Source organism: Corallococcus sp. CA049B (assembly GCF_003611685.1).
In the GTDB taxonomy this organism is placed as follows: domain Bacteria; phylum Myxococcota; class Myxococcia; order Myxococcales; family Myxococcaceae; genus Corallococcus; species Corallococcus coralloides.
Window position 1 is genome coordinate 21201 of the sequence record NZ_RAWC01000019.1, and the last position, 18383, is coordinate 39583.

7 protein-coding genes are annotated in these 18383 nt (G+C 71.9%); 5 read left to right on the forward strand and 2 right to left on the reverse strand.

Annotated features, from left to right (window positions below; translation table 11 throughout):
* Positions 1–50: 50 nt before the first annotated feature.
* The gene (locus D7W82_RS06685) at positions 51–1118 is read right to left on the reverse strand and encodes a PEGA domain-containing protein (RefSeq protein WP_120617564.1); all 1068 of its coding nucleotides are present in this window, start codon (positions 1116–1118) and stop codon (positions 51–53) included.
* A gap of 43 nt (positions 1119–1161) precedes the next feature.
* Positions 1162–2439, reverse strand: a complete 1278-nt coding sequence (locus D7W82_RS06690; protein ID WP_233587344.1) for a serine/threonine protein kinase — start codon at positions 2437–2439, stop codon at positions 1162–1164.
* Between the two features lie 194 nt (positions 2440–2633).
* Here D7W82_RS06690 and D7W82_RS06695 point away from each other — a divergent pair, with 194 nt between their 5' ends.
* The 5 genes from D7W82_RS06695 (at position 2634) to D7W82_RS06715 (ending at position 18381) form a co-directional block, all read left to right on the forward strand.
* Positions 2634–3968: an MFS transporter gene (locus D7W82_RS06695; RefSeq protein ID WP_120617528.1), complete on the forward strand. Its 1335-nt coding sequence runs from the start codon at positions 2634–2636 to the stop codon at positions 3966–3968.
* A 219-nt stretch (positions 3969–4187) separates the two neighbouring features.
* Complete coding sequence (locus tag D7W82_RS06700; RefSeq protein WP_120617529.1) at positions 4188–5657, forward strand: ATPase domain-containing protein; 1470 nt, start codon at positions 4188–4190, stop codon at positions 5655–5657.
* On the forward strand, positions 5654–6730 hold the full coding sequence (locus D7W82_RS06705; protein ID WP_120617530.1) for a hybrid sensor histidine kinase/response regulator: 1077 nt from the start codon (positions 5654–5656) through the stop codon (positions 6728–6730). Before D7W82_RS06700 ends, D7W82_RS06705 begins: the two co-directional genes overlap by 4 nt.
* A gap of 94 nt (positions 6731–6824) precedes the next feature.
* On the forward strand, positions 6825–8060 hold the full coding sequence (locus D7W82_RS06710; RefSeq protein ID WP_120617531.1) for an MFS transporter: 1236 nt from the start codon (positions 6825–6827) through the stop codon (positions 8058–8060).
* 13 nt (positions 8061–8073) lie between these two features.
* Positions 8074–18381 carry a non-ribosomal peptide synthetase gene (locus D7W82_RS06715; RefSeq protein WP_120617532.1) on the forward strand — a complete coding sequence of 3436 codons (10308 nt, stop codon included), beginning with the start codon at positions 8074–8076 and terminating at the stop codon, positions 18379–18381.
* The last annotated feature ends 2 nt before the right edge of the window (positions 18382–18383 follow it).

Sequence of the window (18383 nt, forward strand, 5' to 3'; positions counted from 1 at the left end):
GGAACCTCTGGGACTGCGTGCACTGCGTCGAATGCGGGGGGAGCCCTGTTTCACTTCACGCGCACGCGGGTGCTGCGGCCCGGTTCGACCTCCACCGTCATGCGCCGCTTCACCTCGCCGTTGACGCGGACCTCCACCTTCGCGGGCCCGGAAGGCAGGGCCTGCGCGGAGATGGGCGGGAAGCCATACGGCCGGCCGTTGATCCACACCTCGCCGTAGAGCCCCGGCGACGTCACCTCCAGGTCGCCCCGCTGCGCCACGGCGGCCTTGGCCACGGAGGGCTCCGGCGGCTTCGAGGGCTCCGGGTCGCGCGGGGACGCCACGGGGCCATCCGCCGCCGGGGGCGAGGCCGGGGCAACGGCCGCCACCGGCACCGCGGCCGGCTTCTGCGCGGGCGGCGACAGCTCCGCGGTGAGGTCGCGGTTGAGCGAGCGCACCGAGTCCGCGTCCACCTCCACCGTCTCTTCGTAGAGGCGGCGGTCGCCCTGCGCGAGCACCACGCGGTGCGCGCCCGCGGACACCGGCAGCCGCGCCGGCGTCAGGTCCACCGCCCTGCCATCCACCATCACCACCAGCCCCGGCGGCGTGGACGTCACCAGCAAGAGCCCGCCCCTCGCCTCCTCCAGCGCGGCGGCCGGAGTGGCCTGCTGCTCGCGGGCGGCCCGTGCGGCGGCGAGCTTCGCGGCGCGCGTTCGGGGCGGCGCGCGGGTGTGCGCCGGCTCACGCGGCGTGGGCGCCTGCGCGGTCTTCGACTGCTCACGCGAGCGCAGGTCGGTGGCGATGCCCAACAGCCGCGTCAGGTCGCTGTCCTTGTCATCCGGACGCAGCTTGAGCGCCTCCGTGAACTGCGCGACCGCGCGCTCGTAGTCGCGGTCCTCCAGCGCGGCCAGGCCCGACGCGCGCAGCGCCCGCACCAGCCCCGCGTTCGAGTCCTCCTTGGGCGGGGCCACGGACGCCACGGTCTGGGGCGGGGCCACGGCGGGCGTGGGTTCGGCAGGCTGCGCGGCGGCGGGCTCGGGCCGAGCGGCCTTGCGCGAGCGGACCATCAGGTACGCCCCGGCGTTCACGGCCACGGCGCCCAGCAGGATGACGGCGACCCAGGTCTTCTGATTCTTCACGTTCAAAGTCCCACTTCCCACGACGACACGGTGCGCCCGCGCTTCACGCGATGAACAGCCAGAACACCGCGCTGCCCACCAGCGCGACGCCCGCCGCCGCGGCCAGCCCCCAGGGGAACGCCCCGGCCGCGGCCGCCTGCTCCGGCGGCGGGATGACGCCCGTGGTGGAGCCCGTCCCGGTGCTCCGGGGCAGCATGCCCGTGGGCACCAGCGCGCTCGGCTCGCGCAGGTCCACCGCGTGCTCCGGCGGCGCGAAGGGTGACGGGGCGGAGATGCCGGTGGGCGTGCGCGTGGAGCCCATGCCCGAGGCGTCCGCGGACGCGCCCGGCGACGAGCCCGGCATGGACCCCGGCACCGCCAGCGCGGTGGACACGCGGCCGGAGGCATCCGGAGGAAAGAGCGTGGCCATCAGCGCCGCCAGCTCCCGGCCGCCGGACGTCCAGTGCTGCGCCGTGCGGTAGCGCTCCAGGTCGTCGTGCAGCTCGCGCGCCGTCTGGTAGCGCTGCGCGGGGTCCTTCGCCAGGCACTTGAGCAGGATGCGCTCCAGGTCCGGCGGGAAGCCCGGGGCCACGTGCGACGGCGGCGGCACGTCCCCCGCCGACGCGGCCATGATGGTGGCCTCCATGGAGTCGCGCTTGAACAGGCGGCGCCCGGTGGACGCCTCGTAGAGCACGATGCCCAGCGAGTACAGGTCCGAGCGGTGGTCCAGCTCCCGGTTCGTTATCTGCTCCGGGGACATGTACGCGTACTTGCCCTTCACCACCCCGGCCACCGTGCGCTCCAGGTTCACGGAGCTCTTCACGATGCCGAAGTCCGCCAGCTTCACGATGCCGTCGCGCGACACCAGCACGTTGCCCGGCGTGATGTCCCGGTGCACCAGCTTCAGCGGCGTCCCGTCCGACAGCGTCTTCGCGTGCGCGTACGTGAGCGCGTCCGACATGGCCAGGCCCACGTCCACCGTCACCCGGGGCCCCAGCGGGATGTGGGCCGCCGCCGCGTGCCGCATGATGCGGTCCAACGACTGGCCCTGGATCCACTCCATCGCCAGGTAGTACTGACCGTCTATCTTCCCGAAGTCGAACACCTGCACGATGTTCGGGTGCGTGAGCAGCGCCGCCACCTTCGCCTCGTCCGCGAACATCCGCGCGAAGGGCTCCAGGTTCGCGTACTCCGGCAGGATGCGCTTGATGACGCACGCCTTGGAGAAGCCGTCCGGCCCGTCAATGGTCGCCAGGAACAGGTGCGCCATCCCGCCCGTGGCGAGCCGCTGCACCATTCGGTACTTCCCGAAGAGGATGTCCACCCCGGGCGCGGCCGGCATGGGCGTCGCGGTATCAACCCTGTCCAAATTGTACTCCCGGGACGGAACTCGCAATTCCCGGAAGATACCTATGCCGAGACCTCCCCACAAGTTTCGCACAACGTGTCAACAGGTTTTACGGAGAATACACTTTAACAACGTGATGGATCGCCGACACACGGGGCGTCCGGCATATCCTCCGGGTCCTCAAGCGCATGGCGACCCTCCCTTCCAACGCCCCGTCCCCGCTGGCCGCTCCCCGTCCGCTGTCCGCCCGGGACATCCGCACCCTGGGCCTGGCGGCGCTGGGGGGCGCGCTGGAGTTCTATGACTTCATCATCTTCGTGTTCTTCACGGCGGTGATGGGGAAGCTGTTCTTCCCACCGGAGACGGCGGACTGGCTGCGGCAGCTGCAGACGTTCGGGCTGTTCGCGGCGGGGTACCTGGCGCGTCCGTTGGGCGGCATCGTGATGGCGCACTTCGGGGACCGGACCGGGCGCAAGCGGATGTTCACGTTGAGCGTCTTCCTGATGTCGGTGCCCACGCTGTGCATGGGCCTGTTGCCCACGTTCGCCACGGCCGGGTACGCGGCGCCGCTCATGCTGCTCGCGCTGCGGCTGTTGCAGGGTGCCGCGGTGGGCGGCGAGGTGCCGGGCGCGTGGGTGTTCGTCTCCGAGCACGTGCCGGAGCGCCGCGTGGGCCTGGCGTGCGGGACGCTCACCTCCGGGCTCACGCTGGGCATCCTGTTGGGCTCGCTGGTGGCCACCGCGGTCAACACCGCGTTCACGCCGGAGCAGGTGCTGGCGTACGGGTGGCGATTTCCCTTCGTGGTGGGCGGCGTGTTCGGCTTCTTCGCCGTGTTCCTGCGCCGCTGGCTCCAGGAGACGCCCGTCTTCGAGGAGATGCGCCAGAAGAAGGCGCTGGTGCGCGAGCTGCCGCTCAAGGCCGCGCTCCGGGGCCACGCGCCCGCTGTCGTGGTGTCCATGCTGTTCACCTGGGTGCTCACCGCGGGCATCGTGGTGGTCATCCTGATGACGCCCACGCTGATGCAGCAGCTGCACGGCATCCCGCCCGCGAAGGCGCTGGCGGCCAACAGCGTGGCCACGCTCACGCTCACGGTGGGCTGCATCTGCTACGGGCTGCTCGCGGACCGGCTGGGGTCCACGCGGGCCATGGCCATCGGCTCGGGGATGCTGCTGGTCGCCGCGCAGCTGTTCTACCGGGGCGTGGCTGCCGCGCCGGAGCACCTGGTGCCGCTCTACGCGGGCGTGGGGTTCTGCGTGGGCGTGGCCGGCGTGGTGCCCGCGGTGATGGTGCAGGCCTTCCCCCCGGCGGTGCGCTTCTCCGGCCTGTCGTTCTCCTACAACGTGGCGTACGCGCTGTTCGGCGGCCTCACGCCGCTCGCCGTCACGCTGGCCCTGAAACAGAGCCCGCTCGCGCCCGCGCACTACGTCTCTTCGGTGTGCGCGGTGGGGCTGGTGGTGTCGTTGCTGCGCTTCCGGGGCTTCAGCGCCCGCGCTCCGGACGGGCATCCCGCGCCGTCCCCCTGACGCCCGTCCGCCCACCAGGCTGCCAGGGGTGTTGACGGATAGCCGACAGATGGGACGCGCGAGTTTACGAAGCCAACCCCGTCCGGGGCGCGTCGGCTATGCGGAGGGGGCTTTGGACATGCCCTGTTCCCCTCCCGTGCGCACCTTGTCCCGGCGCGTTCTTCCGAACGGCGGAAGCCCGCGCGCTTTGCCTTGCCCTCGCCGTCCGACGGACCCTGAATGCCCAGCAGCAAGCCTCCTCTCTTCCAGAGCGGCATCCCCAGCTTCGACGTCCTCCTGGGCGGAGGCATTCCCGCGCGCCAGTCCTTCATCGTCACCGGCACGCCGGGGTCGGGCAAGACGGTGCTGTGCAGCCAGGTGGCCTTCGCGGCCGCGGCGCGCGGCACGCCCGTGGTGGTCGTCACGGTCACCTCGGAGCCCCACGACAAGCTGATGGAGGCGCTGTCCGCCTTCTCCTTCTTCCAGCCGGAGCTGCTGGGCGAGAAGCTCTTCCTCATCAGCGCCTACTCCGCGCTCAAACGGGGCCCCAAGGAGGCCCGGGAGCTGATCCTCCAGACGGTGCGCGAGCGCGGCGCGGCCATGCTCTTCATCGACGGGCTTCGCTCCATCCGGGACCTCTGGCAGGACGAGGCGCGGCTGCGCGAGTTCCTCTACGAGCTGGGCATTGGCCTGGCCGCCTGCAACTGCATTGGCCTGTTCACCACGGAGTACCCGCTGGGGCGCTTGATGGAGCTGCCGGAGGCCACCACGGTGGACGGCATCGTGGCGCTGTCCGTCCAGCCTCACGGCTCCCGCCGGGTGCGCCGGGTGGAGGTGGTGAAGCTGCGCGGCCGGCCCCACCTCGCCGGTGAGCACCCCATGCTCATGCGCAAGAGCGGCGTGGAGTTCCTCCCGCGCCTGGAGGCCGTCCCCCTGGAGATCCGGGACGAGCCGCCCACGCTCAAGCGCATGGGGTTCGGGCTTCCAGAGCTGGACGCGCTGACGCACGGAGGGCTCCCGGAGCTCAGCACCACGATGCTCGCGGGGAGCATGGGCATTGGAAAGACGCTGGTGGCACTGCACTTCGCCGCGGATGGCGCGCGCCACGGGCAGAAGTCGCTCTTCGTCTCCTTCTTCGATGCCCCGGCCATGCTCCGGGCCCGCGCCCAGCGCGTGGGACTGGACGTGGCCCCGCTCCTGGATGACGGACGGCTGACGCTGCGCTTCCTGCCGCCCATGGAGTCGGAGGCGGACGAGATCATCCGGGACCTGCTGGAGCAGGTGGACGCGCTCGGCATCCGGCGGCTGGTGCTGGACGGGCTCACGGAGCTGGAGCTGGCCATCCTGGACCCCATGCGGCGGCGCACCTTCCTGGCGTCGCTGGCGATGCGGCTGCGCATGCGGGGGGTCACCACCGTGTTCACCCGCGAGGTGTCGAAGATCGTGGGCACGGAGCTGGACTTCAACGACGCGCCCGTCGCCAGCCTGGGAGAGAACCTGCTGCTCCTGCGCTACGTGGAGCTGCACGGCCAGATGCACCGCCTGCTGTCCGTGCTCAAGATGCGCGACAGCGAATACTCCGCGGACCTGCGCGAGTTCCAGATCAACGACTCGGGCGTGAAGGTGCTCGCCCCGCTGCGCTCCGCCACGGGCCTGCTCACCGGACAGGCCCGGCCGCTGGGCACCACCATTGGAGGAGTGGGTGAATGAGCCTGGTGCTCATCGCGGAGGATGAAGAGGCGCTCCTGGAGGTCTTCTCCGAAGTGGTGGAGGACCTGGGCCACCGCGTGATCCGCGCGCACAACGGCGAGGAGGCGCTGCTGCTCGCCCGCACGGAGACGCCGGACCTGGTGGTGAGCGACCACATGATGCCGCGCAAGACGGGCATGCAGCTCTTGCACGCCATGCGCGCGGAGCCCACCCTGTCGGACGTGCCCTTCCTGCTCCTGAGCGCGGCGCGGCCTCAGGGGCGTGAAGCCGCGCAGACGTTCCTGGCGAAGCCCGTGGACCTGTCCACCTTCGAGCACGCGGTGAGCAGCGCGCTCCAGAACCACCAGGCCGCCCGCCAGGAAGGGCCCCCCGCCGCGCGCGAGGCCCCCAACACGCTGAGCCTGGCCCGCGAGGAGATGCTCAACTGGGTGGCGCACGAGCTGAAGACGCCGCTCAGCTCCGCGAGGCTCAACACGCAGCTGCTCCTGCGCAAGGTGCAGAAGCGCGGCATCGACGACGAGCGCCGCTCCGCGGAGGCCGTCCTGCGCCAGTTGGACCGGATGAACGGGCTGGTGACGTCCATCCTGGACGCCTCGCGGCTGGCGGACGGGAAGCTGGAGCTGAAGCTGGCGGCCACGGAGCTGACGCCGTTCCTCCAGGAGCTCGTCCAGGAGTGGCGCGAGCTGCAACCGGAGATGGACTTCTCCCTGCACGCCCTGGATCCGGTGGAGCCGCTGATGCTGGACGCGGAGCGGCTGCGCCAGGTGCTCAACAACCTGCTGTCCAACGCGGTGAAGTACAGCGGCACGTCGCGCCACGTGGAGATGGGCGTGACGCTCAACCCGGGCCTCGTCCTCGTCCACGTGCGCGACTGGGGCGTGGGCATTCCCGCCAACGCCCTGCCCCACGTCTTCGACCGCTTCCAGCGCGCGGACGAGGACCGCGGGCGCGGCCACGGCCTGGGCCTCTTCATCGCCGCCGCGCTCGCCAGGCTGCACGGCGGCTCGCTCTCCGCACGCTCCACCCTGGGTGAAGGCTCCACCTTCACGCTGCGCCTGCCCCGGCGAAACTGAAGCATCACTGCACGTTTCCGCCGCAACTCCATCTAAACCAACCAGCTTGGAAGTCCGCGAACACCCGGCGCTCTCGGTGAATTAGAAAGCGAGTGTGTCCACGCCTCCTCCGTCCCGCCTGTCCTCGCTGCGCGTGCTCAGGCACCGCGACTTCGCCCTGCTGTGGAGCGGAGCGGCGCTGTCCAACATCGGCACGTGGATGGAGGTGCTGGCGCTGGGCGTGTACGTGACGAAGCTCACCGGCCGGGCGGAGTGGACGGGGGGCGTGGCGGCGCTGACGTTCCTGCCGGCCATCGTGCTGTCTCCGTTGGGAGGCGCGCTGGGGGACCGGTTCGACCGGCGCCGGGCGGTGGGCATGGGGGCGCTGGTGCAGATGCTGCTCGCGGGCACGCTGGCGGCGCTGGCCTTCAGCGGAAGGCTGACCGTGCAGTGGGTGGCGGTCATCTCCTTTCTCAATGGCTGCGCGGTGACCCTCTTCACGCCCGCGTACTCCGCGATGATCGCCGTGTCGGTGCCGAAGGAGGACCTGCACAGCGCGCTCAGCCTCAACGCCGCGCAGAACAACCTGGGCCGCATCTGCGGGCCCGCGCTGGGGGCGCTCGTCATCGCGCACGCGGACGTGTCCTGGGCGCTGCTCCTCAACGCGCTGTCCTTTGGCGCGGTGCTGCTGTCGCTCACGCAGGTGCGGGCCACGGCCGCGGGGAAGACGGCGGACTTCGGCGGCCTGTGGGCGGGCATCCTGCAGGGCTTCCGGGTGGCGCTCGCGGACGAGGCGCTGGTGGTGGCGCTGGGCGGCACGCTGGCCATCGCTGTATGCATCGCGCCCTTCACGGCGCTGGCGCCGGTGATGGCCATCCAGGTGTTCCAGCTGGACGCGGGCGCGACGTCGGTGCTCGTCACGTCGCAGGGCGTGGGCTCGCTGTTGGCGGCGCTGAGCGCGGGGGCGCTCACGGACCGGCTGGGCAAGGGGCGGCTGCTGGAAGTGGCCCTGCTTTTGATTGGCCCCACGGCGGCGGCGTACTGGCTGTCACCGTCGCTGCCGGTCGCGGCCGTCGCGGTGATGGCCTTGGGCGCGCTGTACATGCTGACGCTCACGGGGCTGTCCGCGCTGTGTCTGGCGCGCGTGTCCAACGAGCTCCAGGCGCGCATCGCCAGCCTCAGCGCGATGCTGCTCTTCGTGGGCTTCACGTTGGGCGTGTGGTTGCAGGGCGCGCTGGGAGACCGCTGGGGCATCCGGTGGGTCACCGCGAGCGCGGCCCTGGGGTTCTTCGTCCTCGCCGTGCTGTTGCGCGCCCTGCGCTCGCGCGGCTTCGCCGCCTTCGAAGTGTAACGGAGCCATTCCGATGACGACCTCCTCGCCGGCCACGCCGGGGAAGAAGCGCGCCCCGCTGCCCCTCGTCTCCCGCGCGCAGGCGCTGCCGCTGTCCTTCATGCAGCAGCGCGTGTGGTTCCTGGCGCAGCTGGAGGGCACGAGCGCCACGTACAACGTCTACTTCTTCGTGCGGCTGCAAGGGGCGCTGGACGCGGGCGCGCTGGAGCGCGCGCTCCAGGCGGTGGTGGCCCGGCATGAATCGCTGCGCACCACGTTCGCCGCCGTGGACGGCCAGCCGGTGCAGCGCATCGCTCCGGCGCTGGAGGTGCCCCTGCGCGGGGTGGACCTGTCCACGCACGGGGATGCGCGTGAGCGCGCCCTTCGTGAGTGCGCGGAAGCCGAGGCCCGCCGGCCCTTCGACCTGGAGCGCGGGCCGCTGGTGCGGACCACGCTGGCGCGGCTCGCTCCGGACGAACACGCGCTGCTCTTCGTCACGCACCACATCGTCTGCGACGCGGTGTCGCTGGGGTGGATGGCGAACGAGCTGAGCGCGCTCTACACCGCCTTCACGCGCGACGAGCCGCCCCGCCTTCCGGAGCTGCCCGCGCAGTACGCGGACTTCGCGCACTGGCAGCGCCAGACGCTCACGGGCGACTTCCTGGAGGCGGAGCGCGCGTGGTGGAAGGAGCGGCTCTCGGGAGCGCCGCCCGCGCTGGAGCTGCCCACGGACCGGCCCCGCCCGCCGCGCCAGACGTCGCGGGGCGCGGTGTACTGCCTGCCCATGTCTCCGGCCCTGGCCACGGGCATCCGCGAGCTGAGCCGCAAGGCGGCCGTCACGCCGTACATGGCGCTGCTGGCGGCGTTCCAGGTGCTGCTGCTGCGCTACAGCGGGCAGGAGGACCTGGTGGTGGGAACGCCCGTGGCGGGGCGCGGCCGTCGCGAGGTGGAGCGGCTCATCGGCTTCTTCGCCAACACGCTGGCGCTGCGGCTGGACGCGTCCGGCGACCCGACGTTCCTCGCGCTGCTCGCCCGCGTGCGCGACGTGTGCCTGGGCGCGTACGCGCACCCGGACATGCCCTTCGAACAGCTGGTGGACCTGCTGGTGCCCCAGCGCGACCCCAGCCGCTCTCCGTTGTTCCAGGCGATGTTCGTGCACGTGAACTCGCCGTGGGCCGCGCTCAAGTGGCCCGGCCTCGCCGTGACGGAGGTGGACTTCGAGCCCGGCGTCGCGCGCTTCGACCTCACCCTCTTCCTCTACGAGGACCCCAGCGGAATGGAGGCCCGGTGGGAGTACAACGCGGACCTCTTCGACGAGGCGACGGTGGCGCGCATGGCCGCGCACTATGCGCGCCTGCTGGAGGGCGCCGTCGCCCGGCCGGAGGCTCCTGTCTCCGCCCTTCCCCTGCTGACGCCGCGCGAGCGGGAGCGCGCGGTGGCGGACTGGAACGACACCTTCGCGCAGGTGCCGGTGCGCTCCGGCGTGCACGCCCTCTTCGAGGACAGCGTGCGCAGGAGCCCGGACGCGGTGGCGGTGCGCTTCGGAGACGCGCACCTGACGTACGCGGAGCTGGAGGCCCGGGCGAACCGGGTGGCCCATGCGCTGCGGGCGCGCGGCGTGACGCCGGACACGGCGGTGGGGCTGTGCGTGGACCGCTCGCTGGAGCTGGCGGTGGGTGTGCTGGGCATCCTCAAGTCGGGGGCGGCCTACTGCCCGTTGGATCCAGCCTATCCGCCGGAGCGGCTGGCGCTGATGCTCCAGACGTCGCGCGCGAAGGTGCTCGTCACGCGGCGCTCGCTGGCGTCCAGCCTGCCGGAGGACGGCGTGGAGCGGCTGTTCCTGGAGGACGACCTCGGAACGCCCTCGACAGCGCCCGAGCCCGTGGGCGGGCCGGACACGCTGGCCTACGTCATCTTCACGTCCGGCTCCACGGGCGTGCCCAAGGGCGTGGCGATGCCGCACCGCCCGCTGCTCAACCTCATCCAGTGGCAGGTGCGCCGCTCCGCCGCGTCCCGGGGGCGCACGCTCCAGTTCTCCGCGCTGAGCTTCGACGTATGCTTCCAGGAGATGCTGCCCACCTTCGCCGCGGGCGGCGAGCTGGTGCTCATGCCGGAGGACACGCGGCGCGACGGCCGGGCCCTGCTCACGCTGATGCGCGCGCATGGCGTGGAGCGCATCTTCCTGCCCTTCGTGGCGCTCCAGCACCTGGCGGAGGTGGCGGACGCGGAAGGGCTGGTGCCCACGTCACTGCGGGAGATCAACACCGCTGGCGAGCAGCTGCGGATGACGCCCGCGCTGCGCAGGCTGCTCCACGCGCTGGACGGGTGCGTGCTGGACAACCACTACGGCCCCACGGAGACGCACGCTGCCACCGCCCACGCGCTGAAGGGGAACCCGGACGCGTGGCCGGACCTGCCGCCCATTGGCCGCACCATCACCAACGCGCGGACGTACCTGCTGGACGCGCGCGGCGAGCCGGTGCCGGTGGGCGTCGCGGGCGAGCTGTTCATCGGAGGAGCGGGACTGGCGCGGGGCTACCTGCACCGGCCGGACCTCACGGCGGAGCGCTTCGTGCCGGATCCGCTGAGCCCGCAGCCGGGCGCGCGGAGGTACCGCACCGGTGACTTCGCCAGGTACCTGCCGGACGGCACGCTGGAGTTCCTGGGCCGGCGCGACGCGCAGGTGAAGCTGCGCGGCTACCGCATCGAGCTGCCAGAGGTGGAGGCGGCGGTGGCGAGGCTGACGGGCGTGAAGGACGTGGCGGTGGTGGCCCGCGAGGACCCGGCCCGGGGCAAGCACCTGGTGGCCTACGTGGTGACGCAGCCAGGGGCGGCCGTGGATGCCAGCGAGCTCAAGGCGGCGCTGCGCGAGCGGCTGCCGGAGTACATGGTGCCCGCGGCCTTCGTGCTGCTGGATGCGTTCCCGCTCACGCCCAGCGGGAAGCTGGACCGCCGCGCCCTGCCGGCCCCGGACGACGACGCGGAAGCAGCCCGGGACTTCGTGGCCCCGCGCACGCCGCTGGAGACAGAGGTGGCGGCCGTCTTCGCCTCGCTGCTGCAACTGCCGCGCGTGGGCGCGCACGGCCACTTCTTCGAGCTCGGCGGCCACTCGCTCCTGGCGACGCAGGTGACGTCGCGGCTGCGCGACCGGCTCCAGGTGGACCTGTCCGTGCGCGCGCTGTTCGCCTTCCCCACGGTGGAGGAGCTGGCGGAGTACCTGGCCTCGCTGAAGCCGGAGGCGGATCAGGTCGCGGAGCCGCCGCTAGAGCCCCGCCCACTTGGAGAGACGCCGCCCCTGTCCTTCGCGCAGGCGCGCCTGTGGTTCCTCACGCGGATGGATCCGGACGGGTTCTCGTACAACCTTCCCTGGTTCACACGCTGGACGGGGCCCCTGGACGCGGACGCGTTGGAGCGGAGTCTTCAGCGACTGGTCCAGCGTCACGAGGCGCTGCGCACGACCTTCGTGGAGCACCAGGGCCAGCCGGTGCAGCGCATCGCTCCGGCGCTGGACGTGCCCCTGCGCCGCGAGCAGGTGCCTTCGACAGAAGCGCTCACGCTCCGGGCGGAGGCAGAGGTGCGCCGTCCCTTCGACCTCGCCGAGGGGCCCCTGCTGCGCGCGACGCTGGTGCGTGTGGGTGACGGGGACCAGGCCCTGCTCATCACGCTGCACCACATCATCTGCGACGGCTGGTCGCTGGGCGTGATGGAGCGCGAGCTGACGGCGCTCTACCGCGAGGAGACGGGCGGATCCGCGGCGGAGCTGCCCGCGCTGCCGCTTCAGCCCGCGGACTTCGCGCGCTGGCAGCGCCTGGCGTGGGTGGGCGCGACGGTGGATGAGCGGCTCGGCTGGTGGAAGGCCCGGCTCCAGGATGCGCCTCCCGCCCTGATGCTGCCCACGGACCTGCCGCGTCCTGCGGTGCAGACCTTCGAGGGCGCGCACCTGGCATGGAAGGCCTCGCCCGCGCTGTCCCGGGCCGTGGAGTCCCTGGGCCAGCGCCACGGCGTGACGCCCTTCATGCTGCTGCTGGCGGGCTTCCACGCCCTGCTCTCCCGCTACAGCGGGCAGGCCGACCTCGTCATCGGCGCGCCGCTCGCGGGCCGTCAGCGGCAGGAGCTGGAAGGCCTGGTCGGCTTCTTCATCAACACGGTGCCCCTGCGGCTCACCGCGAACCGGGACACGAGCTTCCACGAGCTGGTGGGGCTCGCGCGCGACGTGACGCTGGAGTCCTTCGCCCACCAGGACCTGCCCTTCGAGCAGCTGGTGAATGTGCTCCAGCCCGAGCGCGACGCCAGCCGCGCGCCGCTGTTCCAGGTGATGTTCGTCCTCCAGAACGCCGGAGGCGCTCCGGCGCGGGCCCTGCCGGAGCTGGCCGTGGAGCCGCTGGACGTGGAGACGGGGATGTCGAAGTTCGACCTCACCCTCTTCGCGCAGGAGGCCCAGGAGGGCCTGGGCTTCCTCTGGGAGTACAACACCGCCCTCTTCGAGGAGGCGACGGTGGCGCGCATGGCCGCGCACTACACGCGCCTGCTGGAGGCCGCCGTCTCCGACTTCGAGCGGCCCCTCTCCCGCATCCCCCTGCTCTCCGAGGACGAGCGTCAGCAGCTGCTGGTGTCCTGGAACGACACCCACGCGGATTATCCGCGAGCTGCGTCGCTGCCCTCCCTCGTCGAAGCGCATGCCGCGCGCGCGCCGCTCGCCATCGCGGTGTCGTTTGAAGGCAGCCACCTGACATACGCGGAGCTGGATGCCCGCGCGAACCAGCTCGCGCATCACCTGCGAGGACTGGGCGTGGGCGCGGGCACCCCGGTGGGCCTGTGCACCGGCCGCTCGCTGGAGATGGTGGTGGCCACGCTGGCCATCCTCAAGGCCGGGGGCGCCTACGTCCCGTTGGATCCGTCCTACCCTGCCGAGCGCCTCCTCTTCATGGCCCGGGACACGCGGCTGCCGGTGCTGCTCGTCCAGCCGGGGCAGGAAGAGAAGCTCGCGGCGTTGGAGGCACGTGTGGTGGTGCTGGAGCCGTCGTGGCGCCCGTTCGCGGGGGAGTCCACGCAGGCGCCGCGCATCCACGTGCCTCCCGAGGCGCTGGCCTACGTCATGTACACGTCCGGCAGCACCGGCCGGCCCAAGGGCGTGTGCATCCCGCATCGGGGCGTGGTGCGGCTGGTGACGGGCGTGAACTACGCGCGGTTCGGGCCGGAGGAGGTGCTGCTCCAGCTGGCGCCCATCTCCTTCGACGCGGCGACGCTGGAGCTGTGGAGCGCGCTGCTGCACGGCGCGAAGCTGGTCGTCTTCCCGGCGCACCCGCCGTCGCTGGAGGAGCTGGGTGCGACGCTGGAGCGCGAGGGCATCACCACGCTGTTCCTCACCACCGCGCTGTTCGAGCAGATGGTGATGTCGCAGCCCCGCGCGCTCGCGCGCGTACGGCAGGTGTTGACGGGCGGAGACGTGATGTCCCCGGTGGCCGCGCGGAGACTCCTGGAAGAGGGCCAGCTCATCGTCAACGCCTATGGCCCCACGGAGAACACGACCCTTTCGACCGCGCACCGGCTGACCGTCCCCGCGGATGCGCGGGCCCCCATTCCCATCGGTGCCCCCATCGCCAACTCGCAGGCCTACGTGCTGGACGCGCTGGGCGCCCCGGCTCCCGTGGGCGTGGCGGGCGAGCTGTACGTGGGCGGTGACGGTCTGGCGTGGGGCTACCTGCACCAGCCCGCGCTGACGGCGGAGCGCTTCGTCCCGCATCCGTTCAGCACCACGCCAGGAGCGCGGCTGTATCGCACGGGTGACCGCGCGAGGTGGCGCGCTGACGGCATGCTCGACTTCCTCGGCCGGAACGATTCGCAGGTGAAGGTGCGCGGCTTCCGCATCGAGCCGGGAGAAATCGAAACCGCCCTCAAGGACTCGGTGGGCGTCACGGACGCGGTCATCGCCGTGCGCGAGGACGTCCCCGGCGACAAGCGCCTGGTGGCCTACGTCGTCGGCGCGGAGGTGGAGCCGGTCGCGCTGCGCACCCGCCTCGCCGCGAAGCTGCCGGGGCACATGGTGCCCTCCGCCATCGTGAAGCTGGAGCAGCTGCCGCTCACGCCTTCGGGGAAGGTGGACCGCAAGGCCCTGCCCGCACCGGACGCGGGCGGGAGCAAGGACACCTACGTCGCGCCGCGTGAGGGCTGGGAGTCCCTGGTCGCGGAGCTGTGGGCGCCGCTCCTGAACGTGAGCCGCGTGGGCGCGCACGACCACTTCTTCGAGCTGGGAGGCCACTCGCTGCTGGCCACGCGCGTGGTGTCGCGCCTGCGGGATGTGCTCCAGCAGGACGTCCCCGTGCGCCTGCTCTTCGAAGCGCCCACCGTGGCCCGCTTCGCCGAGCGACTGGAGGCCTTGAAGAAGGGAGGCCATGGGCCGCCGACGCCCCCCATCGTCGAGGTGTCGCGCGAGCAGCCACTGCCGCTGTCCTTCGCGCAGCAGCGCCTGTGGTTCCTCGCGCGGCTGGATCCAGAGGGGTACGCGTACAACGTGCCCTTCTTCTTCCAGTTGGAGGGGCCACTGGAGGCCCGCGCGCTGGAGGCCGCGTTGGATGCGCTCGTCCAGCGCCACGAAGCCCTGCGCACCACCTTCTCCGAAGCGCACGGCCAGCCCGTGCAGCACGTCCGCGCGCATCAACCCCTGACGCTCGCGCTGGGGGAGACTTCGGAGGAGGCGCTCCGTCAGCGCGCGGAAGCAGAGGTGCGCAAGCCCTTCGACCTGGAGCAGGGCCCCCTCGTGCGCGCCACGCTGGTGCGCACCGCGCCGGGGCGTCACACGCTGCTGCTGGTCATGCACCACATCGTCTGTGACTTCTGGTCCATCGACATCCTGGTGCGTGAGCTCAAGGCCCTCTACGCCGCCAGCCTGCGGCACGAATCCCCGGCCCTGCCCCAGCACCCCGTGCAGTACCCGGACTTCGCCGCCTGGCAGCGGCAGGTGATGCAGGGAGAGACCCTGGAGGCGCAGCGCACGTGGTGGAAGCAGCACCTCGAGGGTGCTCCGCCCACGTTGGACCTGCCCACGGACCGGCCGCGTCCGCCCGTGCAGTCCTTCAAGGGCCTCCAGTTCTCACGCCCACTGCCAGCTTCTCTGCCCGCCGCCATCCAGTCACTGGCGCGCGATGCGGGTGTCACGCCCTTCATGTTGCTGCTCGCGGGCTTCCACGCGCTGCTCGCCCGTCACAGCGGCCAGGAGGACATCGTCGTCGGCACGCCCATCGCCGGGCGCGGCCGTCGTGAAGTGGAGAACCTCATCGGCTTCTTCACCAACACCCTCGCCCTTCGCGTGGACGCCTCCGGCGCGGAGAGCTTCCGCGCGCTGCTGGGCCGTGTCCGCGAAGCCTGCCTTGGTGCCTACGCCCACCAGGACATGCCCTTCGAACAGCTCGTCGATGCGCTCGTCCCCTCGCGGGACCTGAGCCGTTCGCCGCTGTTCCAGGTGATGTTCGTCTTCCAGAACGCCGGAGCCCCCTGGGAGCTGCCCGGTGTCTCCGTGCGGGCGCTGACCTTCGAACCCGGCATGGCCAAGTTCGACCTCACCCTCTTCGTGCGCGAGTCGCCCGAAGGCTGGTCGAGCGCCTGGGAGTACAACACCGCCCTCTTCGACGAGGACACGGTCGCGCGCTTCGCGGACCACTACACGCAGCTCCTCGAAAGCGCGCTCGCGGCACCGGACGCCCCGCTGGCCACGCTGCCCCTGCTCACCGGCGCGGAGCAACGGCAGCTCGCGCAGTGGACGCTCCAATCCGTGCCCTACCCCGCCGTGCCTGGCGTCCACGCCTTCTTCGAGGCCACGGCCACGCGCACGCCGGATGCCATCGCGGTGCGCTTCGGTGAGCAGGCACTCACCTACGGAGAGCTGGAGCGGCGCTCCAACCAGCTGGCGCACCACCTGCGCCGGCAGGGAGTGAGCGCCGACGTCCGCGTGGGCATCCATCTGCACCGCTCGCTGGAGCTGGCAGTGGCCGTGCTGGGAACGCTCAAGGCAGGGGGCGCCTACGTGCCGTTGGATCCGGCCTATCCGCCGGAGCGGCTCACCGCGATGCTCCAGGCGTCGGGGGCGGCGGTGCTGCTCACGTCGCAGGCCCTGCGCGGCGTCCTGGCCAGCGGCACCGCGCTGTCGCTGGAGCTCGACACGCAGGCGGACCTCCTCGCCCGCGAGTCCGACGCGCGTCCCGCCCCCGTGGGCAACGCGCAGGCGCTCGCCTACGTCATCTTCACCTCCGGCTCCACCGGCACGCCCAAGGGCATCGCGATGCACCGCGAGGCGCTGGTGAACCTGCTCCACTGGCAGCTGGGAGACTCGGTGGCGCCCGGGGCGCGCACGCTCCAGTTCTCCGCGCTGAGCTTCGACGTGTCCTTCCAGGAGCTGTTCGCGACCTGGGCCGCGGGCGGCGAGCTGGTGCTGCTCACCGACGAGGTCCGCCGCGACGCAAGTCAGCTCCTCGCGCTGCTGGAGGGCGCGGGCATCGAGCGGTTCTTCATGCCCTTCGTCGCGCTCCAGAACCTGGCGGAGGTGGCCGAGCGCGAGGGCACCTTCCCCACGCGCGTCCGGGAGATCATGGTCGCGGGCGAGCAGTTGCGCATGACGCCCGCGATCCGCCGCTTCATGAAGCGCACGGGCGCCGTGCTGCACAACCACTATGGGCCCTCCGAAGCCCACGCGGTGACGTCGCTGTCGCTGAAGGGCGACCCGGCGGCGTGGCCGGACCTGCCCTCCATTGGCAAGCCCCTGAGCAACGTGGCCATCCACGTGCTGGACGCGCACCTGCGCCCGGTGCCGCGAGGCGTGACGGGCGAGCTGTACGTGGGCGGCGTCCAGGTCTGCCGCGGCTACCTGGAGCAGCCCGGCCTCACCGCCGACCGCTTCATCCCCGACCCGCACAGCCCCACGCCGGGAGGCCGGCTGTACCGCACGGGCGACTGGGCCCGGTTCCTGCCGGACGGCACGCTGGAGTACCTCGGACGGCGCGACGCCCAGGTGAAGGTGCGCGGCTTCCGCATCGAGCTGGGAGAGATCGAAGCGGCGCTGGCGCAGCACCCGACGGTGCGGGACTGCATCGTCGACGCGAGGGACGACAGCAGCGGTCAGAAGTGGCTGGTGGCCTGGGTGGTGGGCGCCGCCGGGAAGGCACTGGACGTCGGCGCGCTGCGGAGCTTCCTCCAGCAGCGGCTGCCGGAATACATGGTGCCCGCGCGCTGGGTCCCGCTGGAGCAGTTCCCACTGACGCCCTCGGGCAAGGTGAACCGCAAGGCGCTGCCCGCGCCCGAGGGAGGCCGTGAAGCCACGCGGGCCCTGGTGGCGCCCCGGACGCCGCTGGAGCTGCGGCTCGTGCGCATCTGGGAGGAGGTCCTGGGCGTGCATCCCATTGGCGTGCGCGACAACTTCTTCGAGCTGGGTGGGCACTCGCTGCTGACCTTGCGGTTGCAGTCCGCCATCCGCGCCAGGCTGGGCCGTCCGCTGCCCGTGGCGGCGCTCTTCCAGAACGCGACCGTGGAGCACCTGGCGGGCCTGCTCCGTGACGACGCCGCGCCGTGGACGCCCCTCGTCGCGCTCCAGGAGGGCCAGGAAGGCGCGCGTCCCTTCTTCTGCGTCCACGCGGTGGGAGGCAACGTCGCGCCCTACGCGGAGCTGGCCCGTGCGCTGGGGCCAAAGCAGCCCTTCTACGGACTCCAGGCCCGCGGCCTGGACGGCGCGGAGCCCCCCTGCGGATCCATTCCGGAGATGGCGGCCCTCTACGTGCGCGCCATACGCGAGGTCCAACCGCACGGCCCCTATCTGCTGGGCGGCTGGTCCATGGGCGGCAGCGTCGCGTGGGAGATGGCCCACCAGCTGCGGCGTGAAGGTGAGACGGTGGCGCTGCTCGCGCTGCTGGACACCTCCGCGAGCCTGCACTCGGGCAACCCGGAGGACGCGAACGCGAAGGCGCGGCTGAGCGCGATGTTCCTGGAGGATCTGCTGCGCGCCTCGGGCCAGCCGCTGCCGCCGAACGAAGGGCTCTCCCCGCACCAGTGGCTGGAGGCGCTGGAGCAGGCCAGCCAGCCCCTGCTCGCGGCGGAGCAGCCGCTGCGCGAGATGCGCCACGCGTTCGAGGTCCACCTGCACGCGGCCTGGGTCTACGCACCGCCTCCGGCCAGCGGGCCCTTCACCGTGTTCGAAGCGGAGGACTCACGCTGGGACCACGGCTGGGCCGCCTACGCGCCTGGCGGGCTGGACGCGCACCCGGTGCCCGGCGACCACTACTCCTTCCTGAAGCCACCCCACGTCCAGGTGCTGGCCGACAGGCTGCGCGACGCGCTCGCGAAGGCCCAGGAGCGCTGACA